The sequence below is a fragment of the Kribbella sp. NBC_01510 genome, from assembly GCF_045040325.1.
In the GTDB taxonomy this organism is placed as follows: Bacteria; Actinomycetota; Actinomycetes; order Propionibacteriales; family Kribbellaceae; genus Kribbella.
Genome location: NZ_CP109418.1, coordinates 7,998,210 through 8,021,174, shown reverse-complemented (window position 1 = coordinate 8,021,174; position 22,965 = coordinate 7,998,210). Strand labels below are relative to the sequence as shown.

27 protein-coding genes are annotated in these 22,965 nt (G+C 68.6%); 11 read left to right on the top strand and 16 right to left on the bottom strand.

All coding sequences use genetic code 11. The annotated features are described in order from the left end of the window. The first annotated feature begins 207 nt into the window (after positions 1-207). The 3 genes from OG558_RS39225 (at position 208) to OG558_RS39215 (ending at position 2,812) form a co-directional block, all read left to right on the top strand. Positions 208-1,095: a universal stress protein gene (locus OG558_RS39225; RefSeq protein ID WP_405067548.1), complete on the top strand. Its 888-nt coding sequence runs from the start codon at positions 208-210 to the stop codon at positions 1,093-1,095. Positions 1,096-1,184: 89 nt separating this feature from the next. Then, on the top strand, positions 1,185-1,793 hold the full coding sequence (locus OG558_RS39220; RefSeq protein ID WP_405067546.1) for a hypothetical protein: 609 nt from the start codon (positions 1,185-1,187) through the stop codon (positions 1,791-1,793). 272 nt (positions 1,794-2,065) lie between these two features. After that, on the top strand, positions 2,066-2,812 hold the full coding sequence (locus OG558_RS39215; RefSeq protein ID WP_405067545.1) for a DUF4386 domain-containing protein: 747 nt from the start codon (positions 2,066-2,068) through the stop codon (positions 2,810-2,812). 183 nt (positions 2,813-2,995) lie between these two features. On the opposite strand, the gene OG558_RS39210 is transcribed toward OG558_RS39215, so the two are convergent. The 4 genes from OG558_RS39210 to OG558_RS39195 form a co-directional block, all read right to left on the bottom strand. Next, a complete protein-coding gene (locus OG558_RS39210) occupies positions 2,996-3,283 on the bottom strand; it encodes a hypothetical protein (RefSeq protein ID WP_405067544.1) in 288 nt (95 codons plus the stop codon). Positions 3,284-3,440: 157 nt separating this feature from the next. Beyond that, a complete protein-coding gene (locus tag OG558_RS39205; RefSeq protein ID WP_405067543.1) occupies positions 3,441-5,009 on the bottom strand; it encodes an FAD-dependent monooxygenase in 1,569 nt (522 codons plus the stop codon). Further along, complete coding sequence (locus OG558_RS39200) at positions 4,982-5,548, bottom strand: hypothetical protein (protein ID WP_405067542.1); 567 nt, start codon at positions 5,546-5,548, stop codon at positions 4,982-4,984. The genes OG558_RS39205 and OG558_RS39200 overlap by 28 nt, the downstream gene beginning before the upstream one ends. 153 nt (positions 5,549-5,701) lie before the next feature. Further along, positions 5,702-7,051, bottom strand: a complete 1,350-nt coding sequence (locus OG558_RS39195; RefSeq protein ID WP_405067541.1) for a ferric reductase-like transmembrane domain-containing protein — start codon at positions 7,049-7,051, stop codon at positions 5,702-5,704. A 190-nt stretch (positions 7,052-7,241) separates the two neighbouring features. Between OG558_RS39195 and OG558_RS39190 the strand changes: the two genes are divergently transcribed. Beyond that, positions 7,242-8,717 carry a serine/threonine-protein kinase gene (locus OG558_RS39190; protein WP_405067540.1) on the top strand — a complete coding sequence of 492 codons (1,476 nt, stop codon included), beginning with the start codon at positions 7,242-7,244 and terminating at the stop codon, positions 8,715-8,717. 128 nt (positions 8,718-8,845) lie between these two features. Beyond that, the gene (locus tag OG558_RS39185) at positions 8,846-9,484 is read left to right on the top strand and encodes a VIT family protein (RefSeq protein WP_329478666.1); all 639 of its coding nucleotides are present in this window, start codon (positions 8,846-8,848) and stop codon (positions 9,482-9,484) included. Positions 9,485-9,523: 39 nt separating this feature from the next. On the opposite strand, the gene OG558_RS39180 is transcribed toward OG558_RS39185, so the two are convergent. The 5 genes from OG558_RS39180 to OG558_RS39160 all read right to left on the bottom strand — a co-directional run bounded on the left by OG558_RS39180 (position 9,524) and on the right by OG558_RS39160 (position 12,481). Next, positions 9,524-9,925, bottom strand: coding sequence for an arsenate reductase ArsC (locus OG558_RS39180; protein WP_405067539.1), 402 nt, complete (start codon positions 9,923-9,925; stop codon positions 9,524-9,526). Continuing rightward, complete coding sequence (locus tag OG558_RS39175) at positions 9,922-10,671, bottom strand: MIP/aquaporin family protein (protein WP_405067537.1); 750 nt, start codon at positions 10,669-10,671, stop codon at positions 9,922-9,924. The genes OG558_RS39180 and OG558_RS39175 overlap by 4 nt, the downstream gene beginning before the upstream one ends. Continuing rightward, on the bottom strand, positions 10,668-11,333 hold the full coding sequence (locus OG558_RS39170) for an arsenate reductase ArsC (protein WP_405067536.1): 666 nt from the start codon (positions 11,331-11,333) through the stop codon (positions 10,668-10,670). Before OG558_RS39170 ends, OG558_RS39175 begins: the two co-directional genes overlap by 4 nt. Continuing rightward, entirely contained in the window at positions 11,330-12,034 is a 705-nt protein-coding gene (locus tag OG558_RS39165; RefSeq protein ID WP_405067535.1) for a helix-turn-helix domain-containing protein, read from the bottom strand. Before OG558_RS39165 ends, OG558_RS39170 begins: the two co-directional genes overlap by 4 nt. Positions 12,035-12,112: 78 nt before the next feature. Continuing rightward, positions 12,113-12,481, bottom strand: a complete 369-nt coding sequence (locus tag OG558_RS39160; protein WP_329478656.1) for a metalloregulator ArsR/SmtB family transcription factor — start codon at positions 12,479-12,481, stop codon at positions 12,113-12,115. A 79-nt stretch (positions 12,482-12,560) separates the two neighbouring features. Here OG558_RS39160 and OG558_RS39155 point away from each other — a divergent pair, with 79 nt between their 5' ends. From OG558_RS39155 to OG558_RS39145, 3 genes are all read left to right on the top strand, one after another. Then, on the top strand, positions 12,561-13,961 hold the full coding sequence (locus OG558_RS39155; protein WP_405067534.1) for an FAD-dependent oxidoreductase: 1,401 nt from the start codon (positions 12,561-12,563) through the stop codon (positions 13,959-13,961). A 161-nt stretch (positions 13,962-14,122) separates the two neighbouring features. After that, positions 14,123-14,821, top strand: a complete 699-nt coding sequence (locus tag OG558_RS39150) for a hypothetical protein (protein WP_405067533.1) — start codon at positions 14,123-14,125, stop codon at positions 14,819-14,821. A gap of 75 nt (positions 14,822-14,896) precedes the next feature. Beyond that, on the top strand, positions 14,897-15,481 hold the full coding sequence (locus tag OG558_RS39145; protein ID WP_405067532.1) for an AAA family ATPase: 585 nt from the start codon (positions 14,897-14,899) through the stop codon (positions 15,479-15,481). Here OG558_RS39145 and OG558_RS39140 read toward each other — a convergent pair. The 3 genes from OG558_RS39140 to OG558_RS39130 form a co-directional block, all read right to left on the bottom strand. Then, positions 15,454-16,512 carry a YbhN family protein gene (locus tag OG558_RS39140; protein WP_405067531.1) on the bottom strand — a complete coding sequence of 353 codons (1,059 nt, stop codon included), beginning with the start codon at positions 16,510-16,512 and terminating at the stop codon, positions 15,454-15,456. The genes OG558_RS39145 and OG558_RS39140 overlap by 28 nt on opposite strands. A gap of 29 nt (positions 16,513-16,541) precedes the next feature. After that, positions 16,542-16,796: a DUF308 domain-containing protein gene (locus tag OG558_RS39135; RefSeq protein WP_405067530.1), complete on the bottom strand. Its 255-nt coding sequence runs from the start codon at positions 16,794-16,796 to the stop codon at positions 16,542-16,544. Positions 16,797-16,932: 136 nt separating this feature from the next. Further along, complete coding sequence (locus tag OG558_RS39130; protein WP_405067529.1) at positions 16,933-17,496, bottom strand: cysteine dioxygenase; 564 nt, start codon at positions 17,494-17,496, stop codon at positions 16,933-16,935. A gap of 227 nt (positions 17,497-17,723) precedes the next feature. On the opposite strand from OG558_RS39130, the gene OG558_RS39125 reads away from it, so the two are divergent. Beyond that, on the top strand, positions 17,724-17,912 hold the full coding sequence (locus tag OG558_RS39125) for a hypothetical protein (protein ID WP_329478640.1): 189 nt from the start codon (positions 17,724-17,726) through the stop codon (positions 17,910-17,912). Between the two features lie 174 nt (positions 17,913-18,086). Next, positions 18,087-18,827, top strand: a complete 741-nt coding sequence (locus OG558_RS39120) for an alpha/beta fold hydrolase (protein WP_405067528.1) — start codon at positions 18,087-18,089, stop codon at positions 18,825-18,827. Positions 18,828-18,896: 69 nt separating this feature from the next. On the opposite strand, the gene OG558_RS39115 is transcribed toward OG558_RS39120, so the two are convergent. The 3 genes from OG558_RS39115 to OG558_RS39105 all read right to left on the bottom strand — a co-directional run bounded on the left by OG558_RS39115 (position 18,897) and on the right by OG558_RS39105 (position 21,086). Next, positions 18,897-19,571: a sigma-70 family RNA polymerase sigma factor gene (locus OG558_RS39115; RefSeq protein ID WP_405067527.1), complete on the bottom strand. Its 675-nt coding sequence runs from the start codon at positions 19,569-19,571 to the stop codon at positions 18,897-18,899. Between the two features lie 179 nt (positions 19,572-19,750). Continuing rightward, on the bottom strand, positions 19,751-20,587 hold the full coding sequence (locus tag OG558_RS39110) for an alpha/beta fold hydrolase (protein ID WP_405067526.1): 837 nt from the start codon (positions 20,585-20,587) through the stop codon (positions 19,751-19,753). A gap of 82 nt (positions 20,588-20,669) precedes the next feature. Continuing rightward, the gene (locus OG558_RS39105; RefSeq protein WP_405067525.1) at positions 20,670-21,086 is read right to left on the bottom strand and encodes a 4-oxalocrotonate tautomerase family protein; all 417 of its coding nucleotides are present in this window, start codon (positions 21,084-21,086) and stop codon (positions 20,670-20,672) included. On the opposite strand from OG558_RS39105, the gene OG558_RS39100 reads away from it, so the two are divergent. After that, positions 21,067-22,233: a LuxR C-terminal-related transcriptional regulator gene (locus OG558_RS39100; protein ID WP_405067524.1), complete on the top strand. Its 1,167-nt coding sequence runs from the start codon at positions 21,067-21,069 to the stop codon at positions 22,231-22,233. The genes OG558_RS39105 and OG558_RS39100 overlap by 20 nt on opposite strands. Positions 22,234-22,244: 11 nt before the next feature. Here the strand turns inward: OG558_RS39100 and OG558_RS39095 are convergent, their stop codons facing one another. Beyond that, a complete protein-coding gene (locus OG558_RS39095; RefSeq protein WP_405067523.1) occupies positions 22,245-22,940 on the bottom strand; it encodes an alpha/beta fold hydrolase in 696 nt (231 codons plus the stop codon). Positions 22,941-22,965: the final 25 nt, after the last annotated feature.

The window sequence follows — 22,965 nt, the reverse complement described above, 5'->3', positions numbered from 1 at the left end:
GGCCGGAAGACCCGCAAAGGGTCCTGCCGTGCGCAGGTATCGATCCGCGGGAGTCGCCGGGTGGCTTTGGTCCCGAATCGGAAGGCACTCCGGCCCTGGATGGGGCCCGGGGGCTGGGGTGACGGTGGAGCCAGGTTCGTCCGACGTACCGCCGGCGACGACATCGACGCGCGCGCGGGTAGAGAAGCAAGCAATGAGGCACTGGTCATGAGAGAGCGGATCACGATCGCCGTCGGGATCGACGACAGTTGGTCCGCGAACGGCGCCGTCGACTGGGCGCTGTACGAGTCAGGGCTCAGTGCCGCTTCGATCAGGGTGCTGCACGTGGTCGGCGACCGGCCGCCGGCGGGCCTGTTCCACGACGGACGTGGTGCCACCGAGGCGGGCAAGCGGCTGGTGGCCGACGTCCGCGAGTACCTGGATCACCGTGACAGCAATGGGCTGCACACGGCCGTCGTGCTGTCCGGTACGCCGGCGCACATCCTCGCGCAATCCACCGGGAACGACCGGATGCTCGTGGTCGGGCGGCACGGGCGTGGCATGCTGGGCCGGCTGCTGATCGGTTCCACGGCCGAAGCCGTGGCGTACGGCGCCGAGACGGCGGTGGTCGTCGTACCGCCGAAGTGGAGTCCGGGCGATCGGGACGCGCCGATCGTGGTCGGGGTGGACGAGCTCGAGTACTGCGAGTCAGCGGTCGACTTCGCGGTCGGCCTGGCCGGGGAGCGGCGGGCTCCGGTCCGCTTGGTGCACGTCTGGGACATTCCCACGATGTTCACCGGAGACGAGCCCGACACGGCGGGCACTGCCGAAACCGCGCGCCGCTACTACGGCGACCGGTTGGATGCGACAGTACGGCGGTGCCGCGACAAGTACCCCGGCGTCAGCATCGAGGCTGAGCTCAGGCGCGGCCACCCGGTCGCCGGATTGACCGACGCCGGCCGCGAGGCAGGCGCCCAATTGCTGGTGGTCGGCGGCCGCAGTCACCGGCGGATGATGGCGCTCCTGCTGGGCGGGACCGCCCGCGGCATCCTGCAGCACGCCACCGGCCCGACAGCCATCGTCCACCAACCGGGAACGCGACCCGCCCAGACCTAGGTCCGGCCTGTTCTCCCGGCCTGCGGGACTTTCGGCCCTGCCACGAGCAGCGGCGGACAGGCATGGTGTAGAGAGGGGAGGAGTTCGCGATGAGCATCGGCCGGAGCAGGTCTGGGGAACTGTGGGTGCTGATGCGGGCGCGCCGGCTCGGGTACGGGCGCAACCCGTTGCGGCGCCGAGTGGATCGGATCGAGTCGGCGATCGTGTTCGGTGCCGTGCTCGCCGCCCTGTTGATGATTCCAATCGCTGCCGCAACGGGCACCGCCGTACGGAACGCGAGTGAGCACGCCGCGGCACATCGGCGCGCGGTTCTGACCCAGGTACAGGCACGGACGTTGGAGGACACCGAGTCGGCCCCCGACGGAACTGGACAGGTCGATACCACGGTCCGAGTGACGTGGATCGATCCGGCCGGCCGGCCCCACGAGGGGCGGGCGAACGTTGCGTTCGGGACGAAGAAGGACGCCGAGGTGATTGTCTGGCTCGACAGTTCGGGTGCGATCACTCTTCCGCCGCGGCCCGCCGGAGACAGTGCGGCGATCGGCAGCGCGGTCGGATTGAGCCTGGCGATGGTTTCGTGGCTGCTGATCGCCGGCCTGGCGCGACTGTCCGTCGTACCACTGAACCGACGCCGGATGCGCGCCTGGGAACGCGAGTGGGAGATCGTCGCCCCCCGCTGGCGCCACCGCCAGGGCTAGTTCGCGCGACGCAACCTGTGGATGGAATCGAGCCTGTTATGACGACTACACGAGGCGCTGATCGCGGAGGAGGAATACGCAGCCGCCACCACCCAAGCGATCCTCGATGTCGTTTCCTCGGTCCAAAGCGGAACACCGCTGGTCAAGTGAGCCAGGGCTGGGTGGTGGACAGTTCCAGTGGGAAGGAACATGCTGAGGCTTGAGCGGTCGCATCGTGCGTTTGGGGACCGGAGGGGGTTGCCGAGTTATGTCCGCTCGGGGGGCGGTTTCAAATGGACACGGGCACGGATCGCTACAGCAGCACGGTGAATGCGAGGAAGATTGCCGCCCTGACGGGTTGGTTGATGGTGGTCACCTTCGTCGCCTCGATCCCGGCGTACTTCATCCTCTACGCGCCGGTGCGGGATCACCCCGACCGCATCACCGGAGCCGGAGCCGACCCCACCTCGAGCGTGGCCTTGGGCGCGACCCTCGAACTAATCGTCATCATCGCCAACATCGGCACCGCCGTGGTGCCGTACGGAATCTATAGGCGATATAGCGAAAGCCTCGCTCTGGGCTACGTCGCAGCACGTCTCGTCGAGGCCACCTTCATCGCCATCGGTATCGTCAGCATGCTCACGTTCCTGTTGATGCGGCAGGAAGGCACGGCCGGCACGGACGCCGCTCTCGGCCAGGCTTTCGTCGCGATTTACGATCGGGCATTCCTGATCGGACCAGGCTTCTGCGCCGGCGTCGCGAACGGAATAATCCTGGGCTACCTGATGTATCGGTCTGGTTTGGTGCCACGAGGCATGACGATGTTGGGGCTCATCGGAGGTCCGCTGATCGTCGTCTCGGGCATCCTGGTCATGTTCGATGTCATCGAGCGTGGCGGCACGGTGCAGGGCGTCGCGACGATTCCGGAGTTCTTCTGGGAGTTGTCGTTCGGTATCTACCTCATCGTCAAGGGATTCAAGCCCGCTCCGATTCTGGCTGGGCTGGACGGCGGATCTGTCGCCCGCAGTGAGAGTTCGTAGCCGGCCGTCGCTAGCCCGAGGGGGGACCGATCATGAAGCGCAGGCAGGTGATGATCCAGCGGCCGAAGCGCCCGCGCCGGCCGGAGACTCTCGACCTCCGTACGCCGTCCGGCCGCATCCTGCCGTTCTGACCTCGTTTCGCCGGGCGGGTGTTGGTGGACAGAACGACGCTGCGCCGCGGCGTCAGCGCTCGGCGAGCAGGCGGGCGATGACGTCGGACTCGGACGTGAGCTCACGTCCGAAGGTGATCAGCTCGTCCTCGGTCAACGGCAGGAGCAACGGCGGGTACGGCCAAGGCTCGGTGCCCGGCTCCGCGCTGTCTGTCCGGCCGGTAGCCGGGTCTGCCGCGCGCCGCCGGCCGAAGAGACGCCAGGAGCGGGCCGGGCGCTGCGGATCGCGCTGGGCGTCAGCGAACTCGGGGCGCGCCCACACCTGGAAGAACCACGGTACGCCGAACAGGAAAGGTGTCATCTCCGTCACCGCCAGGAACTCCGCCGCCGCACTCGCGCGGGCGACATCGGGAACGTCATCTCCGTCCGACGATCCCCGCCTTCGGCACCCGCCCGGCAGTGCGTTCCGGCCCGAACCCCAAGGCCAAAGGTCCCCATCGCGACGGTCTGACCGACAGTCAGCAGGCGCCGGGTGGGACGGCTCCGACGAGTTCGAGCCACGCCCGGAGGGCGCCCGGGTCGGTCGTGCTCGACTGGTAGCCCAGGTGGCCATCAGGGCGGACGGCCACGATGCCCTGACCCGGCCGGCTGCTCAGGTGGTGCACCTGAACACGGGGGCCGAAGTCGTCCGAACCCAGCAGTTGCGCGTCGCGCTGGAGCAGAACGTGCACGCCTGGCGACGCAGTGAGTTCGTGCAATCGGACCGTTCGCCCATCGCTCGTCACGGTTGCGTCCGGCAACCGGTCACCGGGTCGGAGGTGTCGATCGATCATCGACGTCCTGGGTCTCGACAAGACACTGCCGCGGTAACTCACTCTGAGCTGGGACAGCGTGCGGACGGCCTCGGCGACCAACCGCCGCTGGCGGAGGAAGAGCGGAACGGCGGGAGCCGCGAAGGGCGCCAGCGTCCCGCGAACGAAGGCCGGCAGCGGATGTGTGGACGCTTCGGCGAAGAAGATCAGGTGCGTCATGGCCAGCACCTGCCGCGCGACCGGCCGACGTTCCTGATCGTAGGAGTCGAGCAGTTCGGTCCGCTCACCGCCTCCGGCGTACGCCAGCTTCCAGCCCAGGTTGACCGCGTCCTGGATCCCGAGGTTCATGCCCTGCGCGCCGGCGGGGGAGTGTGTGTGGGCCGCATCGCCGGCCAGGAAGAGCCGGCGATCCCGGTACGCCGCGGCCAACCGATGCTGCACGCGGATCCGGGCTGACCATTGGACGTGGCCGATCGCGATGTCCTGCGTGGACTCGTCGAGCAACTGCTGGAGCTCTACGGCGGGCACCGGCGGCCCGATTCCCTCGACGACAGGCCCCTGAGCCGGCCGGGTCGCGAGCAGTCGCCATCGCGCGCCCTCCCCGAGGGCGAAGAGGAAGAGCAGGCCGCCCCGCCCGGCGGCGACATGCAGGACCCCCGGGGCCAGATCGCCATCCAACTCCAGGTCAGCCAGCACGACCTCCTCGTTGTAGGCCGCGCCCCGCCAGCCGATTCCGGTGAGCGTACGCACGGTGCTCCCCGGACCGTCGCAGCCAGCCACGAATCGGCACGATGCCCGCGTGATTCCGTCTGCCGACCGGAGTGTGGCCCGGACGCCGGCGGTGTCCGGGGCGATGTCAATCAGTTCCACACCGCGATCGATGCGGACGCCGCGCTGCGTAAGGGCCTGCGCGAGGACACTCTCGACGTCCATTTGCCTCACCAGGGTCAGGTGCGGAAACGCGGTGTCGGGCAGGAGGAACTCGGCCAACGGGACAGACACCCGGCTTCGGCCCAGATGCAGCTCGGCGCTCGGCGACGCGTCGCCTCGGTCGAGCAGCTCTCCGGTCACGCCGAGAGGTCGAAGGCACTCCAACGTCCGCGGGTGCATGATCATCGCCCGCGAGGGGCGGAAGGCCTCGTGGCGCCGTTCCACGACCCGGACGGTCGCACCGTGAGCGTGAGCCTGGAGAGCCGTCGTCAGTCCGGTCGGCCCTGCGCCGACCACGAGGACATCGACGGGCTCGCTCAGCTTGCGCCGACCATGCGCCACCATGCCCCCTGGTTCGCCGGTTGGACGGGGTCCTGTAGGTGCGGATCGCGAAGCAGTTCGTCGCGTCGCATATCGGGCACCACGTGGTAATGGATCGAGCCTCTCACGCTCACGAGCTCGAGCACCCGCCACAGTGCGCGCGCATACGCCTCGGCCGGCTCGGCGCCGTCCCACTCGTAGAGTCCCCGGTAGGTGCCGACGTCGTCATGGGCCAACCACAGCTTGGACACGAAGCCGGGGAAGCCGACAAACAGCGGGGTGTTGAACCAGGACACCCACCGGAACACGGCGTGTCCCCGGCCATGCACACCACGCAGCCGAAACGCGACCACCAGTACGCACGGATCCGCCGGGGTGGGCCGATCGACCACGGTCTCCCGGTACACCCGGCCCCGTGTCCCATCGGCGAATCGAAGCCATCTGCCGACGTACTTGCGCGGCTGATGCACGCGTCGTTGTGCCAGCAGCCGCATCGTGGACGCGACGCACCGGCAAACCGCAGCCAGCGCGACAACCCTGGGCAAAGGATGCTGCACAGTCATGAGCCCTCCCTCCACTCAACTCCAGCCTTCTGCGGGCTTCCCTTGCGTGACACGGCCGATGGACACGCGTTCACCAGGTCTTTCAGCGCCAGCCGGTGGCAAGTCCGCGTGTGCGTGCAGGAAGGCCGGGCCCGTCTCGTTGTGGATCGAGCGTCAGACCGAGCTGAACAGTTCCGTGTGGACGCGGCGCAGCGGGACTCCGAGGTCACGCAGGTCCTCGCAGATCCCGGACACCATCGTCGGCGGACCGCAGAGGAAGTAGTCGAGGTGCCGGGCACGCCGGGGCAGCACCCGGGACAGCAGGTGAACGTCGATCCGGCCGACTTCGCCGCGCCATTGGTCGCCCGGGGACTCCACGACTTCGATCACCTTGAGGTTCAGCCGACCGCGGAGTTCATCGATGCTGGGGCGCAACAGCATCCGGTCCTCGGTCCGGGCTCCGACGATCAGCCGATGCCGGCGCTGGTCGCCGCGATCGGCGAGCGTGCGCAGCATGCTCAGCAGTGGCGTGATCCCGACCCCGCCGGCAATCATCACGAAACCCTCCGAGGCGGTGTGTCCCTCGATCGTGAATCCGCCGTACGGGCCGTCGAGGTACACCCGCCGGCCAGGCCGTAGTGCGCTGACCAGTTCGGTGAAGTCGCCGAGCGCCTTGATCGTGAACTCGACGTGTTCGGGATGCTCGGCCGTCGAGGCAACGCTGAACGGGTGCTCCTCGAACACGAACGGCGTCGAGCCGATCTTGATCCAGGCGAACTGGCCGGCGTGGAACTGCATGCCGTCGTGACCGTCGGCCCGGAGCACCAGGGTGACGGCATCACCGGGCTCCGGGCGCACGGTCTCGACGCTGTACACGTTGCGCCGGGCTTGCAGCGGTAGCCAGATCCATCGGCGTGCGGCGAGCCCGGCCGCCAGGCCACCGACGAGGACGAACCAGCCGCCGAGCAGTGGATGGTGGACCAGATGGCCGAGGAACCACACATGCAGCCAGGCACCGGCGAGCACGATCGCCGCGAGGCCGTTGTGCACCAGTCGCCAGCCCTCGTAGCGCGGCTGGCGGCGACGGCGCCGGATGGCGAGACCGATCATCAGGACCAGCGCCGCGGTCGACGCCGTCGCGGCTCGTGCCGCCCAGGTAGTGTGCCAGAGTTCGAAGATGTGCAGTCCGCGTGGGTCGACGAAGAGCACGACTACCACGTGCACCAGGACCAGGACTCCGGCCAGCATGGCGATCACGCGATGAATCCGGAGCACCGTCTCGATCCCGAAGGTCGCGACGAGTCGCCGGAGCCGGGCGGGAAGCACCACCGCGACCGCCAGCGCCGAGAATCCGACGATGCCGGCACTCAGCGCCAGCCCTTCGCCCGGCCTGATCCGGCTGCCGCGCAAGACGAACCAGGTGAGGAGGAACGGAAGCAGAAGGACGGCGATGTACCCGGCGAACCAGCGCAACTTCGCAGCTGGTCCGTACATCCGCATCGAGGTAGGTCGATGGGACGACATGCGTGACTTCTCCTGGCAGTAGGGGCCCCGATGGCTCAGACGGCTGAGGGTATACCCGCGGCGCCCCGCGTCGATGCATCGAGTCAATGGCTGTCCCGGCTGCAGCCGGACATCATCACTCCGCTGTTGGGTGCGCTTGCGTTACCAGGCTGTTATCTGTATTTTCCCACTCCTAGAGACGGAGGCATGGGTGGGCGACGAGTTGCTCACGGGGAGATACGACATCCGCGGTCTGCTGGAGCGAGACGAGACGGATGAGCGGTGGCTGGCGGTGGACTTGGCGATGCGTCGTCCGGTGGTGATCTGGTTGTCGCAGCCAGGCCGTCGGATCCGTGTCCCGGACGGGAAACCGGCGCACGGTCGACTCCCGGTGGCCGGGGTCGTGCACCCGAACGTCTTGCGGATGTACGACGCAGGCCGTGCCGCCGACGGCCGGGATTACCTCGTCACAGAGTTCGTCGAGGGAACTGACCTCGCGGCGCTGGTGCGCACCCGCGGGCCACTGCCGGGGGCACAGGTCGCCGACGTGGCCGTACAACTGGCGCGCGGTTTGGAGGCCGTCCATGCGACTGGGGCCGTGCTCGGCCGCGTGGAGCCTCGAGCCCTGCTACTGACCGACAGCGGCAGCGTGAAGATCACCGGGCCGTCCAACGCACTCACGGTGGACCCCGACACCGGCCGGCCGGCCGGTGATCCGGCCTACATCGCACCGGAGCGCGCGTCCGGACAACCGGCGAGCACCGCGAGCGACTGGTACGGCCTCGGTTGTGTGCTCCATCAGCTCTTGGTCGGACGGCCGCCTTTCACCGGCGACGCCGAGTCGGTGCCGGCGTCGCAGGTCGGCGTACCCGTGACTCCTGTGCAACAGTGGCTTCCGGACGCCGACAACCGTGTTGCGAGCCTGATCGACGGGTTGCTGGCCAAGGACCCGCGCCAACGTCCGGCGTCGGCCACGGAGTTCGAAGCCCGTCTCGCGACGGCGCCGGAGCGGACCCTGGTCCTCGCGGTCCCAGTCGCCGACACAGACCCATCTCGGTCGGACACAGCCTCTGATGTGCCGGTCATCCGACTGACCGTGCCGCCTCCCTTGTTCCGGCGCCGGACGCCGATCATGGCCCGTGCTCGCCGCCTGACAGGGGCGGGCAGCGTGGTCAGCGCGGTCATCGTCGTGGCCGCCGGCGCCGTGCTGTTCGGCGCCGCCGGCGAAGAACAGGCACAGAGCACCCCTGCGTCGATCGATATCCGGCCGAGCCATCCGGTTCTGGCGAGCTCGCCGCCGCGCCCGCGAGCGTCGTCGACGGGGCGGCCGAGCCGGAACGAGCCGACGCCCCGGCCAACAGTCGTCACGACGAGTCCGGTCACCCATTCCAGTCCAGCGCCTGATCCAGCGGCCCGGCTCCGCGGTCTGGCCGTTCTCCTGCGCGCCGACCGGCGTGCGGAGCACAACCAGCGAGTTCAATCGGCGGCGGCACTCTTGGATCAGGCGGCTGCTGCCGTCACCGACAGGAGTCCGGCCACGGACCTGGTCCGCGCCGCCTTCGAGCAGCTCGCGGACGCTGAGCGGTCAGACAGCTGGCATCCGAGCGGCTCAGAGTCGACAGTGCTCAGGGCGCTCGGATACCGCTCACCGATGACAACCCACAGGCGTAGTCGACATGACAACTGAAGCTCCGGCCGAGCGGCACCAGGACGGGAGGCTGAAGCAAAGTGTCTCGGCGTGACGAGGCTGCAACCCACCCTGGTGAACCGCATCGTGGGGGACTGGCCGGACGTCTGAACTGGCTTCGTGCCGGTGTGCTGGGCGCCAATGACGGCATCGTCTCGACAGCAGGGCTGGTCGTCGGAGTGGCCGGCGCGACCACTTCGACGACCGCCATCCTGACAGCGGGCGTGGCAGGCCTGACTGCGGGTGCGGTCTCGATGGCGCTGGGCGAGTACGTCTCGGTCAGCAGCCAACGTGACTCCGAGCAAGCCCTGCTGGCGAAGGAGCGAGCAGAGCTGGCCGCGTCACCGGAAGACGAGTTGGACGAGTTGGCTGCTCTTTACGTGGACAAAGGCCTGCGCCCCGAGACGGCAAAGCTGGTTGCGGCCGAGCTCACCGAGCGGGATGCTTTCGCGGCGCACGCCGAGGCCGAGCTCGGGATCGACCCCGATGAGCTGACCAACCCTTGGCACGCTGCCGGCGCGTCCGCCCTGGCTTTCACCGTGGGCGCGTTACTGCCTTTGGTCGCGATCTTGCTTCCACCGCCGGGAATCCGTGTCCCCGTCACCTTCGCCGCCGTTCTGCTCGCCCTGGCCGGAACCGGCGTGCTGAGCGCACGCCTGGGCCAGACTCGATGGGCGCCCGCCGTCAGCAGGCTCGTGGTGGGTGGCGCCATCGCGATGGCGGTGACGTTCGGCATCGGACAACTCGTTGGCTCCTCCGTCTTCTGAGGCTCGGCGATGTCGGTTTCGGCGATCGCCGTCGAGACGTCATGCGGCCTGTAGTTCGGCGACGAGCTTCTCGATCCGGCTACGGATGTCGTCGCGGACTTCGCGGACGATCTCGATGGGTTGGCCGGCGGGGTCGGTGAGTTCCCAGTCTTCGTAGCGTCTGCCGGGGAAGATCGGGCACGCGTCGCCGCAGCCCATGGTGATGACGACGTCGCTATCGCGCACGTCTTCGGTTTCGAGGATGTGCGGCACGGCGCCGGTGATGTCGATGCCGACCTCGCGCATCGCCTCGACGGCGACGGGGTTGATCTGGCTGGCGGGCTCGGACCCGGCGGACCGGACTTCGATGCGGTCGCCGGCAAGGTAGCGCAGCCAGCCGGCGGCCATCTGTGAGCGGCCGGCGTTGTGGATGCAGACGAACAGAACAGCGGGCTTGCTCACGCGGACGCTCCTGTGTGGGTGGTGTCTGATTGAGGTGTGGCCACGTTGTCCGCGGCCTCGCTCGCGCGGGGGTAGAGGACCACGACGAGGGCAGCGCCGAGGATGGCGCCGAAGGCTTGGAAGAAGATGAAGCCGGGCACCGAGCTGGGCGCGATGCCGGCGAAGGTGTCGCTGAACGCGCGCCCGATCGTGACCGCCGGGTTGGCGAACGAGGTGGACGAGGTGAACCAGTACGCGGCCCCGATATAGGCGCCCACGGCAACGGGTGCGAGCCGAGCGCGGCCGGACCAGGCCAGCGCGAAGATCAGCAGGATCAGACCGGCCGTGGCAACAGTCTCGCCAAGGTAGAGGTGTCCGGCAGATCGGTGCTTGGTTGACCAGGAGACCGCGGGCTCGCCGTACATGAGGTTCGCGAGAATCGCCCCGGCGACGCCGCCGCCGATTTGAGCGGGGATGTAGGCGGCGAGGTCGCGGCCCGTCAGCCCGCTGCCTGTGCGCTGGCCGAGCCACCAGTCGATCACGGACACGGCCGGGTTGAAGTGGGCGCCGGACACGGGACCGAGCATGAGGATCAGTACTGCCAGCCCGAGCGCGGTGGCGAAAGAGTTCTCCAGGAGCTGTACGCCGGTGTCGCTGGGCGACAGGCTGGCCGCGGCGATGCCGGAGCCGACAACGACGGTGACGAGCAACCCGGTCCCCAAAGCCTCGGCGACCGCGCGGCGCCACAACGGTTGTGCGTGGCTCATCCGCGGCTCACCGGTACGGCGAGTTCGTCGAGCAGGACGCGGACGCGGCGTTCGATCTCGTCGCGGATCGGGCGGACGTCGGCGACGTCGAGTCCATTGGGGTCGTCCAGGTCCCAGTTCTCGTAGCGCGTGCCGGGGAAGATCGGGCACGCGTCGCCGCAGCCCATCGTGACCACCACGTCGGCGGCGCGGACAACCTCGTCGGTCCAGGGCTTGGGGTATTCGGTGGAGATGTCGATGCCGCGTTCGGCCATCGCGCCGGCAGCGGCCGGGTTGATGTCGATGCCGGGTTCGGAGCCGCCGGACCAGGCGATCGCGTTGTCGCCGGCCAGGTGCTGGAAGAACCCGAGCGCGATCTGCGACCGGCCGGCGTTGTGGACGCAGAGGAACAACACGACGGGTTTGCCGTCGTCGCGATGACCTTCGACCCGCGCGAGTGCTGTGAGGCGTTGCCGCGCGAACCGTTCGGCCAGCAGGGGGAGGAAGTTGGGGATGGTGCTGCCGGTGACGAACTGGTCGTAGCTGGAGTGCAGGAACCGTTCGATCGTCTCCGGACCGTAGATGTCGGAGAACTCATCGGTGAGTCGTACGGAGGCGGTGCGCAGGGCGAGATGTTGGTCGATGGAGAGGTCGGCGTGCCGGTGCCAGGTGAGTTCGGTCATGGTGTGCTCCGGGTGGAGTCGGTCGCCTCGGGCGACAGTGCAGGCGCCAGCCGATCGATCCGGTCGGCGATCTCGGTGTAGGCGGACTCGAAAGCCGCGTCGGTGTCCATCGGTGCCGGATCGGGAATCGACCAGTGCAACCGGGGCCGTTGCTCGGACGGCAGATGCTCATAAGCGTTGTCGCACACGGCGATCAGCAGGTCATCGCGTCGTACGACGTCACCCAGGTTGGAGGTGTGCCAGTCAACGGGGTTCAGACCGTGGCGGCGGGCGATCTTCAACGCCCGTGGATGGACGCGCTCGGCCGGTTGGGTGCCTGCGGAGACGGCCGGCACATGGCTGCGGCGCGACCAGATCGCCGCGGCGAGTTGTGAGCGTGCGGAGTTCTGGGTGCAGACGAACACGACCCGTTTCGCCGCGAGCAGCGCAGGAGTGGCGATCGCGGTCAGCGCGTCCGGTTGGAGCTGGACATAGGTACGCCGACGGTCACCCTCGGACCGGGTTCGCAGGACCAGGCCGGCATCCTCCAGCACCTTCAGATGATGGGCGACCAGGTTGGTCGGCAGGTCCAGCGCAGCCCCCAGCTCGCCCGGCGCCGCGTCACCCGCGACCAGAGTGTCCACGATCGCGAGCCGCGCAGGATCGCCGAGTGCCGCATGGATGCGGGCTCGTTCAGCCAAGGTCAGTCGCTCAGTGTTCATTGACTCAATGCTCACTGAGGTATCTGCCGGAGTCAAGCCGGCGTGGCCTACATCAGTTCAGATCGGCGCGACCGTGAATCAGCGAGGCGACACAGGCTCCGGCACAGCGAGAAGAGTCGAGATCCATTGCAGCCGTTCAGGCACGGGCCAGTAGTAGACCCATGTGCCCCGCCGCTCGCAGTCGACCAGGCCGGCCTCGCGCAACACCTTCAGATGATGGGAGATCGTCGGACCGCTCACCTCGAACTGTGGGGTCAGGTCGCACACGCACATCTCATCGCCCGCGGACGTGATCATCGACAGGAGGCGGAGCCGGATCGGGTCGGCCAGCGCCTTGAACACCGCCGCGCCCTCGGCCGCCCCGGCTGCATCGAGTGCAGCATCGGAGATCGGCGCACAACAGCCACCGGTCCCGACGGGCGTCAGCGTGAGTTCCTGTTTCGACATAGGTCTATCTTGACTCTTGTCTAATCACGAGGCAAGCTAACTGTTGTTTCGATGATCTTCTAGACAGGGAGTTGGAATCGTGAGCGAGCAGACAGCGGCGCCGGTGGTCGTCATCGGTGCGGGGCCGGTCGGCCTGGCCGCGGCAGCACACCTCGCGGAACGCGGGCTGGACTTCGTCGTGCTGGAGTCCGGGCCGACCGTCGCGGCGGCGATCGGTGAATGGCGGCATGTGAAGCTGTTCAGCCCATGGCGCTACGACATCGACTCCGCCGCCCGGCGCCTACTCGAGGCGAGCGGATGGACGGAGCCCGACCTGGGCACGCTCCCTACCGGTGGTGACCTGATCGACTCGTATCTCGCACCGCTGACCAAGACGCCACAGCTCAACGACCGCATTCGGTACGACGCAACCGTCGTCGCCGTCACCCGGGTCGGCTTCGACCGAATCCGCACCGCCGGCCGCGAAGCCGCGCCATTCCTGATCCGCCTTGCCGGCGGAGCCGAGCTACTCGCCTCCGCGGTGATCGACGCCGCCGGCACCTGGCGCAAGCCGAACGTCCTCGGCGGTTCCGGCATCCCCGCCCAAGGTGAAGCCACCGCAGCGGACGGCATCGTCGACGCCCTGCCCGACGTCCTTGGCGTCGACCGTGATCGCTACGCGGGACGTCGTACCGCGGTCGTCGGTGCGGGTCACTCGGCAGCGACTACCCTCCTCGACCTGGGCGAGCTGGCTGAGCAGGTTCCCGGGACCGAGATCGTCTGGGTCGTGCGCGGCACCGACCAGGCCCGCACGTACGGCGGCGGCGAGGCCGACGAACTCCCCGCCCGTGGCGCGCTCGGAAGCCGTCTCAGGAAGTTGGTCCAGTCCGGGCACGTCGAGTTGGTCGGCTCGTTCCGGATCGAAGCGATCACCCGCACCGCCGACCGCCGCGTCGAACTGGCTGCCGGCGAACGCCGGGTCGTGGCCGACACCGTGGTGAACTCGACCGGCTTCCGCCCGGACCACGACTTCGTCTCCGAACTGCGCCTCGACCTCGACCCGATCATGGGATCGACCCGCGCTCTCGCCCCGCTGATCGACCCGAACCAGCACTCCTGCGGCACCGTCCCGCCCCACGGGGTCGACGAGCTCGCGCACCCCGAACCCGGGTACTACGCGGTCGGCGCGAAATCCTACGGCCGGGCACCGACGTTCCTCCTCGCCACCGGCTACGAACAAGCCCGCTCGGTCGTCGCCGCACTGGCCGGGGACTGGGACGCGGCCCGCGACGTGCAGCTCGACCTACCCGAGACGGGTGTCTGCTCGTCCAACCTCGCGTACGGCGGCACTGACGACGAGGCCGGCGGTTGCTGCGGCCCGGCACCCCAAGCCGTAGAGATCTCCGCGCCGGCGGGACGCGGCCTGGCCACTGGGATCAGCGGCGGCCTGCTGACCGTCATCGAGGACACCTCCACCAAGCAGTCGGGCTGCTGCGGCTGATGATGGCGTGGGCACCGGCGTACGTCGGTCCGCGGTTCGGTGCGGCTGCGCTGGGCCTTGGACATGATCCGGCGGACACGCGCATACCTGCCCCACGCGGGGTACCTGACCAATCAGACGTTGGTGGTTGGTCTGAGGAGGCGTGTACCAGGGTGACCCGCATGAACGAACGGACGACGACGCAGGCGCATCCGGGTGAGCCGCGGTTGCCGGCTGCCGTCGGGGTGGTGGCGGCGATCGGGCTGTACGCCCTCCTGCCCAGTGCGCTGCAGATCGGGCCACGGTTCGTGGTCCCAGGGCTGGAGTTGCTGTTGTTCATCCCGTTGGTCCTGGCCAATCCGCGCCGGATGGGCAGGCAGAACCGGTTGCTGAGGCGACTGTCGATCGGCCTCGTGTTGCTGATCGCGTTGTCCAACACGACCGCCCTCGTGCTGCTGATCCGATCGCTAGTCGCAGGAGACGCGGAGGCAGGTGGTCAGTTGCTGGCAGCCGCTGGGCAGGTGTGGCTCACGAACGTTCTCGTCTTCGCGCTCGCGTATTGGGAGCTCGACAGGGGCGGTCCGGTCACCCGCTTCCGGGTGGCGCGGCCGCGACTGCCCAACGCGGACTTCCGCTTCCCGCAGGACGAGGACCACGACGCGATCAGTGAGGTGGCGCAGCGGTCATCGGCCAAGTCCGGCTGGGCGCCGGGGTTCATCGACTACCTCTATGTGTCGGTCACCAACTCCTCGGCCTTCAGCCCGACCGACACCATGCCACTGTCCGTCCGGGCCAAGCTGTTGATGGCTGTCGAATCGGTCTCGGCGCTGATGATTTCGGTCCTGGTCGTCTCGTTCGCCGTCGGCCTGCTCGGCCACTGACCAACTAGCCCGGTGGCGGGTGGTCAACGCTGCTCAGATCGGCGAGACTTGCCAGTTGAGCGGCAGGACATCGATATGGGCGTCTCCAGCGGTGGACCCGGAACGGGCCTTCTAGACCGGCGCGTCGAGCGCGGGGCAGTGGATCGGGTGCTTGACCGGGCACGGGCGGGCAACAGCGCCGTGCTGGTCGTGCACGGCGAGCCCGGGATCGGCAAGACGGTCGTGCTGGATTATGCGGTGCGCCGGGCGTCGGCATCGGACCTGCGTGTGGTCCGGGCGTCGGGCGTCGAGTCGGAGCTGGAGCTCGCGTACGCCGCGCTCCACCAGCTGTGCGTGCCGTTCATCGGACCCCGGCTGGAGCAGCTGCCGAGGCCGCAGCGTGACGCGTTGGCGGTCGCATTCGGGCTTCGGGAAGGGCCGGCACCGGATCGTTTTCTGGTCGGCCTGGCCGTCTTGAGCCTGCTGGCCGCGGCGGCGGAGGACCAGCCGCTGGCCTGTGTGATGGATGACGCACAGTGGCTCGACCGCGCCTCGGTGCAGTGTCTGGTGTTTGCGGCGCGGCGGTTGCTGGCCGAGCCGATCGCGCTGATCTTCGCCGTACGTGGGGCTGGTGGTGACCCACGCGGCGTACGTCAGCTCCGGGCGTTGCCGGATCCGTAGCGCTGGCGGAAGAGCAGGTACGCCACGCCTCCGGCCAGGAGCGGGAGCCAGTACGAGACGATGCGGTAGAGCAGGGTCGCCGCCAGGGCGTCGCCGCCGGGCACGCCCGCGAGAGTGAGCGTCGTGACGAGGCCGGCCTCGACGAAGCCGAGGCCGCCGGGGGTGAATGGCAGGAGCGTCAGGAGTTCGCCCGCGACGTACGCGAGAAGGACGAGCGACGGGTGCGGGTCGGCTCCGACGGCGTGAAGGGCGGCGAGCAGCGCGAAGTAGTCGAACAGGCTGTTGCCGGCGGCCGCCAACAGTGTCGCCTTCCAACGCTTGCCGACCGTGGTGCGAACGAAGTCGCGATCCGCGAGCAACTTCTGCGGAACGTCGGTCACGTGCTTGCGTCGTCTGACGGTCGCGTTGAGGAGCCACTGAACGGCGCGGCCGGCCCGTTCGACGGGTTTGTCGCTGACAAACACCGCCGTACCCACTGCCAGGATTGTCACGAGTACGGCGACGCCGAGGTAGGCCGCCGTCGCCAGGCTGTGGTTGACCGCGGCACCGCCCAGGATCGCTGGTAGCGCCAGCACGGGCAGGGAGAACGTCGTCGCCATCTGCAGGATCGCGGCCGCGCCGTACGCCGTGACGATGTCCTGTGTTTCGGCGATGCGGGCCTTGCGCAACATCGCGGTCGCGGCCGCTGTGGACGTGGCGCCACCGCCCGGCAGTGCGTGGCCGGCGGAGAACCCGGTGAGCTGGGCGGCGGCGACGGGGAACCAGGCGCGCGTGCCCAATGCGATCCGATCGACCTCCCACAGGCACACATAGCTTGTGATCTCGCAGGCGAGCGCCAGGATCGCGAACGGCCAGTCCAGATGCTCGAGCGATCGCCATGAGCCGAAGACCGAAAGCAGACTCGGGAGCACCAGGTACAGCGACACGCCGCCCAGCACGAGATAGGCGGCCGGGCGTACCTTCGGCCACCACCCGCCTTTCCCTCCTGCCGGCGGCTGCGGCGCCGCGGACTTGCCAGGGTCCGCGGTCACGTCAACCTCGCGCCCTCCGGTCGAGCGACCTACGTCGCGGAGGTCATCCGCCCGACGGTTCGGCCCGCCGAACGGAGCTGGAACGCGAAGACGATCTCCATGATGCCCAGCACGAGCAGCCACACGCCGAGGACGACAGCGAGTGTCAGCAGGGAGATCCCCGGCCAGACCAGGACCATGACCCCGAGGAGCAGAGCGATGATTCCGTAGGCCGGCGGCCAGCCCCAGTGCCGCCCGGCTCCGCGCAGAAGTTTCGTCGTGTGGTCAGCGAGCACATCGCTCATTCGAACCCCTCCGATCGGGCACGTAGGCGCTCCGGCGTGATCGTCCGTCATGCAACCAGAGCGGCGAGCGTATTCGAGGCTACTCTCACCGACTCCGGAGCCGCGTCATTCCGTTGCGGGCAACAGTCGATTTGCTTCAGTCGAGGGGACGGAGCTCGTCGGCGTACGAGACGGAGGTGCGGCGCAGTACGCCGTCCTTGACGGAGTACTGGCCCATCCGCCACAACGGCGGGCTGTAGGCGTGCACGGTGACACTGCCCTCGCCCAGGCCGGTCAGGCGGTGGATGTGATCCGGGCCGAAGCCGTAGACGTCACCCGCGGCGACCTCGGTCTCGATCGAGTCGACGCCGATCGCCAGGTTGTGCTCGACCACGCTGCCGCGAGCAACCGCCACCGCGCCGGACGAGACGTCGTGGTCGTGCCAGCCGGTGTCGTTGACCGGCGTCCAGCAGATCAGCCAGACGTCGACGTTGGCGTCGCGGTGCAGCGAGGCGAACACACGTTCGTCATCGCTGTAGCTGACCTTGTCCTCCCACAGGTGTGGCTGCGCCGCGATCGAGGCCGCGAGCTCGGCGAGTTCGCTCGGGTGCAGGTCCCGGCCGGGAAGGGTCTTCAGCGACAGACAGCCGTTGAGCTCCACGAGCCGGCCGGCCCGGCGCGCGGGAACGCCGGGCATGTCAGGGTCGGGCTGGGCAGTCATCGCACTCCCTCTCGGAGTCGGTACAGGTGCAGTCGTTTGCCTGTCTCGACTATCTCGATCACACGCGCGCCTGCGAATCCGAGAACCAACTGATCCGCCGCGCAGAGTCTGCAGGTCGGCATCGCGCTGCCACGGGATGCGATTGTCACGGAATGGGGTTGTGTCTGGTCCTAGCTTTGGGATGAGTGGATGCCGGATGGCGTCTGCGTTCTTGGGAGCGGGCAAACATGGCGATTCTGATGAAAGCGGAGGCGCTCGCGATCATTCGTCGCGCCTACGGACCTGATGTTGCCGATTCGGTGGCGGATCAGTTGCCAGATCGGATCGACCCTGACAACGACGCGGACGCGGAGTTGCTGGTCGGTCTCGGCCTGACCCGGGACGGCCTGGCCGGCGCGCTCGGCGGCGAGCTCTGAAGCGACCTCGCGGAAGAGCCGGCGACTCGTGTCACACGGCGGGGTGGTGTCCGGTCTTTAGAACCGAGCCGATCAAGACGCAGTCGGCTCCGACTCCGCTCCGGCGAGGAGTGTCGCCAGCACAGAGGTCCGCCGACAGTTGGAGCCGTCCTTCGCACGGAATAGGACAGATCGATGACCAGTCCCGACAATCACGGAAGCCCGCCCACCATCGTGCTGGTGCACGGAGCGTGGGCAGATGCCTCGAGCTGGAGCCGAGTCGTGTCGACGCTCCAGCACGAGGGCTACAAGGTCAGGGCGATCGCCAATCCGCTGCGATCACTGTCGGGCGACGCGACGTCCGTCAGGGCGTTCCTGGACAGCTTGACCGGCCCGATCGTCCTGGTCGGCCACTCGTACGGCGGTGCCGTGATCACCAACGCGGCCACCGGAAATCCCAACATCAAGGCACTCGTGTACGTCGACGCCTTCGCACCCGACACCGGTGAGAACGCGACGGCCCTCGCCGGGCCGGATTCCGCGCTGTCCGTCGACCCGACGACCGTTTTCGACCTTGTCCCCCCGACGTTCCCGCCGACCGCGGCCAGCGATCTGTACCTCAAGGAGTCGACGGTCTTCACGTCGTTCGCGAACGGGTTGAGTGACGATGAGAAGGCGGTCGTGTTCGCCACCCAGCGGTCGGCCACCGTGGGTGCACTCGGCGAGCCGTCCGGAACGCCGGCCTGGCGGACGATCCCGTCCTGGTACGTCCTCGGCACGCGGGACAAGATCATCCCGCCCGGCGTCCAGCGGTCGATGGCCGAGCGGGCCGGCTCCACGATCGTGGAGTTCGACGCCGGCCATGTCGGCCTGATGTCGGACCCCAAGACCGTCACTCAAGTCATCGAGCAGGCTGTGCGAGCGACCGTCGGCTAGCCGGACGGATGGGGTCAGGGCATCGAGCCGATGCGACTCGATGCCCTGACACCGACGTTCGGGATACCGTCAGGCCGCCAGATCGGCGGTCAGGAGTTCTTCGAAGCCGGTGAGGTCGCCGGCCCGGGCCGCGTCGAGGAATGCGTGCAGGAAATGCCGATGGAGGGCCGGCTTCACGGTTCTTTGTTTGTCGGCGGCGATCCGTTTGCGGGCTCGGCAGACGAGTTGTCTGCTGTTGGCGGGGCCGAGGTGGAGGAGTTGCGAGATTCGCGGGTAGGGGTAGTCGAAGGCTTCGCAGAGGATGAAGGCGGCGCGTTCCTTGGGGGTGAGGTTGTCGAGGACGACCGCGATGGCTTGTTCGAGGGCTTCTTGGTGGTCGGCTGTTGTGGCTGGGTCGTTGCCGGTGTCGGCGGGTTCGGGTGCGGTGGGGGTTTCGCGGCGTCGCCGGGCGGACTGGCTGACGTTGATGGCGAGGCGGGTGGTCATCGTCGCCAGGAGTGCCTGCGGGTTCCCGACGACCGTGCGGTCGGTCTTCTGCCAGCGAAGCCAGGTCTCCTGCACGATGTCCTCGGCCTCGCTCGTGCCGGCGAGGAATCGGTACGCGATCGCCAGCAGCCGCGGTCGCACTCTGAGGAAGGTCGCGACCGCCTCGTCGATATCGCCGCCGGCTCGTCCGGTGTTCGCGGTCTGGACCGCAACGTTGTCCCCGTCGTTCCCCGTCCGCCTTGCTTCTCTGGCGTTCACGCTCCCGGCTCCTTCCTGCTCGGCGGGCATCTCGCAACGCCCTTGCCATCACAGTGCGGGTGCCGATCCAGTCCTCGCGCCTCGGGAAGTCCGTGGGTGGTCACGTGGTCCCGGCCGACCACGAGATCGTGGCCAACCACGTACTACGACAGGGACATGCCGGGTCAGTCGGTGCCTCGTCACAGGAAGGCGTGGACGTCCGCGGCGAACTCGGTGTGGTGCTGGAAGAGGAATCCGTGGGCAGAGTCGGGGTAGATCTTGATCCGTGCGTGCGGGATGAGGCCCGCCAGCAGGTACGAGTAATGCGGCAGGATCATCGGGTCGCTGTCGCCGTTCGTGACGAACACGGGGACTTCGATGGCGCTCACCCGTTCGAGCAGTGCGTGGTTGGGGACACCCCAGTCACAGACGGCGTCGTACTGCGCGAGCCGGGTCGCCCACGTGGTCTGGTCGTCGCGGTCGGTGGTGCGGGCCGCCATCCGGCCGAAGGCGTCGATCCCGGCCTGCCGGCTGGTCTCGGAGTTGGCGAAGAAGACGCCGAGCACCCCGGCCGGGTTGGGTTGCGGTTGGCCGACGGCGCCGATCACGTCCGGCGCCCAGCCGTGCATGCCGGCCGCACCCTGCGGCGCTGACGAAGCAAGGACGAGACGACGTACGGCGCTCGGCCGGATCAGCGTGATCTCCTGCGCCACGAAGCTGCCGAGGGAGAAGCCGACGAGGTCGACCTGCTCGAAGCCCATCGCGTCCAGGAACGCCAGCGCGTCTCGCGCCATCTCCGCGACCGACCGCGGCGTACTCCCGCCGGACGCACCGACACCAGTGTTGTCAAAGGCAACGACTCGCCGATCGGCCGCGAGTGCGTCGACCAGAGCGGGATCCCAGTTGTCGAGGTTCCCCCGGAAGTGCTGCAGCAGAACCAGCGGTACGGCGCCGTCGCCGGACTCGCGGTAGGCGTAGTCGATCCCGTTACCCGCCGTGACCCGTTTGGTCGGGGCATCGACGTACGTGACTGTCACCCTTCTCCCTCCTTCACCCTCCAGGAAGCACCTACAGCATCACCCGAACACTTGAGGCCGACTAGTGCTCCGCCACGGCGAATCACTGGTGGGACTTGAGGTCCGCGATCTGGGCGTGGGCGGCGAGGACGAGCTCGTCGTTGGTGTTGGCGTGGCCGCCCAGGCCCCAGCCGCCGGGTGCGGCTTCGGTCAGCAGGACCCAGGTCCGGTCGGTGAGGCCGGGGTCGCCGGCGGCGGTGGCGACGATCCGGGTGAGTTCGTCGACGACGGCCAACTGCTTGTCCCGGTCGAGGGCGCCGGCGTTGGTGAGGACCTGGACTCGGACGTAGGTGCTGTCGCCGTCGACGTTGGACAGGCTGTCGGCGGGTAGCTCGTGGACGAACGCGGACCGGGCCGCGATCGTACGTGCCCTCGAGCGGCTTCCCGAGCCTGTCCGGCCGCCGGCTGATTGGCCGGACGGCCTCGCCGACGAGCAGCGGGTGTGGGTACGCGCGTGCACCGAGCCGCTGATCGCACACGCGGACGGCGTCGGTCAGCTGCACCGGATCGCCGCCCGGGCAGTGACCGATCTTGCCAAGCTCGGCGCGTCGGCCTGGTTGCTCGACGAGACCGAACTCGCAGTGCGGCTACTCCGCGAAGCGCTGAGCCGGCTCCGCGCACCCGGAATGCTGGGGCGCAGTGGGGCCGCGCTGTCCGCGCTCCAATGGGCGTGCATCGACAGCGGCCGCTGGGACGAAGCGCTCACAGCGGCCCGGGAAGCGAGCGACGCTGCCGCCGCGTACGGTATGGAGACCGTCGCGGCGACTGCTGACCTCTGCACGGCCTCGATCCTCGCCTTGCGCGGCGATCACGAGCAGGTGCAGTCACTGCTGACCAGTGCGGCGACGTACACCGACGAGCGGGAGTATCGGTCGATCGCTGCCCGCGCCCGCCATGCCGCAGGGATGGCCGCGTTCGCGCAGGGCAACTTCCTCCCGGCCTTTGCCCAGATGCGGCAGCTCTTCGACGCGGACGGCGAACCCCTGCACCATCACGTTTCCTACTTGGCCATCGGCGATCTCGCCGCCGCCGCGGTACGGGCCGAGCGTCGGCTCGAGGCGCGGACGTTGATCGAGCGCGCGCTGGTTCCGGTCGAGGAGAGCAGCGGCCCCCGGCTGCACCAGCTCGCGGCGCGCGCCCGCGCCCTCCTCACGGAACCCGTGGACGCAGAGGCCCACTTCGACAAGGCTCTGGCCGATCCTGCGGGGGAGCAGTGGCCGTTCGAGCGGGCCCAGTTGCGGCTCGACTATGGCGAATGGCTGCGCCGGCAGCGACGGATCAATGACGCCAAGCCCATCCTGGCGACCGCCCTGGAGACATTCCGCCGACTGGGCGCGGCACCCTGGACCCGACGTGCGGAAACGGAGCTGCGCGCCTGTGGCGTAGCCGAGCCGGTCACGCCGACAGCACCCGACGCCCTCGCCGAACTCACCGCACAGCAGCGCGAAATCGTCATCCTCGCCGCCCGCGGCCTCACCAACGCCGAGATCGGCGACCGCCTTTTCCTGTCACCGCGCACCGTCGCCTCGCACCTCTACCGCTCGTACCCGAAGCTAGGCATCACCGGCCGCCACCAACTCCACAACCTCACCACCCCGGAGCACTAGCGCCGATCGGGTCAGGCGAGAGAGTCGACCGCGGTGTTGATCAGGTCGGCTACTGCTTGGGGCTGCGAGACGTAGACCGAGTGGCTGCCGGGGATCTCGCGGACGGTCGCGCCGGCGCGCTCGGCCATGGCGCGCTGGGCCGGTGGCGGGATCATGTGGTCGTCGGCGGCGACCAGGTACCAGGTCGGCTTGCTCCGCCAGCCGGGGTCGGTGACCGAGCCGGCGAGTGCGTCGACGCCCCAGGGGACCTGCGAGTCGGCCATGAACGCGGCTTCGTCGGCCGGCAGGTCGCCGGCGAACGAGTCGTGGAACTTCTCCCGGTCGAGGAACAGGTAGCCGTCCCGGGGCGGCAGGATCGGCGGAACCGGTGCTCCCGGCGGCGGGTCGGCGATCAGCGTGTTCACGGACTCACCCTTGTCGGGGGCGAACGCCGCGATGTAGACGAGTCCGGCGACGCGCTCGTCGCTGCCGGTCTCGGTGACGACGACACCGCCGTACGAGTGACCGACGAGGATCACCGGGCCGTCGAGCTCGTCCAGGACCTGCTTGGTCGCGGCCACGTCACCCGCGAGCGACACCGTCGGGTTCTGCACGATCGCGACCCGGTGCCCCTGGGCCCGGAGCCGGTCGTACACGCCGCGCCAGCCGGAACCGTCGACGAATCCGCCATGGATCAGTACGACGGCCGGTCGGGTGCTGGTGTTCATGGTGTTCCTCCTTCATCGGTGGGAT